This window comes from Arthrobacter sp. Dra40 (assembly GCF_059091905.1).
The window spans coordinates 1-1,544 of record NZ_JBNHHB010000473.1 but is presented as its reverse complement, the minus strand read 5'-3'; the positions used below and the strand labels follow the sequence as shown (position 1 = coordinate 1,544).

Sequence of the window (1,544 nt, the reverse complement as noted above, 5' to 3'; positions counted from 1 at the left end):
ATCCCGGTTCGGAAGGCTGGCTTCTGGTCCACGCGTCCGACGAAGAGTAAGACGCAAAGGCCCGCAAGGTAGGGCTACCCCCCCTGTCCTTCCGGCAAAAAATGGTTTGACGCCCTGCCGGCGTCGCGGGAGGCAGAAGCTTGTCGAAACTTTGGGCAGAGACTTCCTGCACGGCGTCACCCATAATGTGCACGACGTCGGGGCGACGCCTGCCGCGCCTCAGATCAGCGGCAATTCATAGTCCACGTACCGTTTGGTCGGCACGTAGCCCATCCGGGTATAGAGAGCCAGCGCTCCACTGGGATTCTCCGTGTCCACGCCCAACCCGGCATGGGACATCCCGCCGGCCCTGAACCGGCGCATCGCTTCGGCCAGCAGCGACTGGGCGAGCCCGCGTCCGCGCCACGGCCTGCGGACGCCCAGCAGGTTGGTGAAGCCTTCGTCGTACCCTGACTGCAGTTTGTAGTCGGGATCAAAGCTGGCCACCTGATAGGCGACTGTCTCGCCGGACGAGGCCTCCACCACCGACATGCTCCACTCGGGCATGGTCTGGGGATGTTTCACCAGAGTCTTCCATCGGCGCTCGTCGCGGGGCTCACTGCCCCAGTGGTCCGCGAAAGCCTCGTTGTGGGCGAGCCTCACGGCGTCGCTGTCGTCCGGATCCAGGTCACCAAACGCGAACCCCTCGGCCAGCGGCAGGTCCGGTATCGCCTCCAGCGGGCGGGTCATTTCGGTGAAGTAGCGCACCACCGTGGCGCCTACGGCGGCCATCAGGCCATTGTGTGCGGGGTCCTGCTCCTCGGTGCTGGTCCGCAGGACGCCGCCGGAAATGCCGGCGGCGCTGAAACGGCGGCGCTGGCACTCGGCCTGCCACGTGAAGAGTGCCTTTCCAATGCCGCGACGGCGCCAGTCCGGATCGACGCCGCCCCAGGTGTGGGCCACCGCAGAGCCGGGATTCGCGTAGACGCGCCCCGCCGCCCGAACCGTTCCACCGGCGTCCAGGCCGATGGCAGTGGTTTCCGCCGGGTCGTTGGCCGGGTCTTCGAACGCCTCCGCCAGATCGGCCGTCGTCTCGGTCCAGACCGGCTTGTCCACGGCGGCCATCCGGCGGATCAACCCGTGCCAGCCGTCGATGTCCGAGGCGGTCATCGCCCGCCAGTCCAGGTCTCCGGCGGGAACAGCCGGATGGTCGGGTATGGTCATGGCCTCAGCTTAGGGCAGCAGCATACCGGTCGGAAGACAGCTGCAACCGGCGCTCGCACCACGCCGCCTGGCGCTCGTCATGGGTCACCATGACCACCGCTTTACCGGCGAGGGCGCGCCGCAGATCCGCCAGCAGCGCGTCGGCGGCTTCACGGTCCAGATGGGCGGTGGGTTCGTCCAGCAGCACGATGTCCGAGTTGGCCAACAGAGCCCGGGCCACCGCCAGCCGCTGCCGCTGGCCGCCGGAGAGGAACTGCCCGGACGGGCCGATCCTGGTTTCCAGCCCGGCGGGCAGGCCGGCCACGAATCCGGCGAGCCCCACGGCGCCCAGCGCCGAGTGC

General features: G+C 68.4%; 2 protein-coding genes. Both read right to left on the bottom strand.

Annotation, left to right across the window (positions count from 1 at the left end; all coding sequences use genetic code 11):
- Positions 1-219: 219 nt before the first annotated feature.
- Positions 220-1,203: a GNAT family N-acetyltransferase gene (locus tag AC5RWT_RS37315; protein WP_494084605.1), complete on the bottom strand. Its 984-nt coding sequence runs from the start codon at positions 1,201-1,203 to the stop codon at positions 220-222.
- 4 nt (positions 1,204-1,207) lie between these two features.
- Positions 1,208-1,544 (bottom strand): ATP-binding cassette domain-containing protein (locus AC5RWT_RS37310; RefSeq protein WP_494084604.1); only part of this gene is annotated, 337 nt, incomplete at its 5' end.

Excerpts from the sequence above, each read along its gene's own strand:
- AC5RWT_RS37315 (WP_494084605.1), bottom strand. The coding sequence starts at position 1,203 with ATGACCATACCCGACCATCCGGCTGTTCCCGCCGGAGACCTGGACTGG.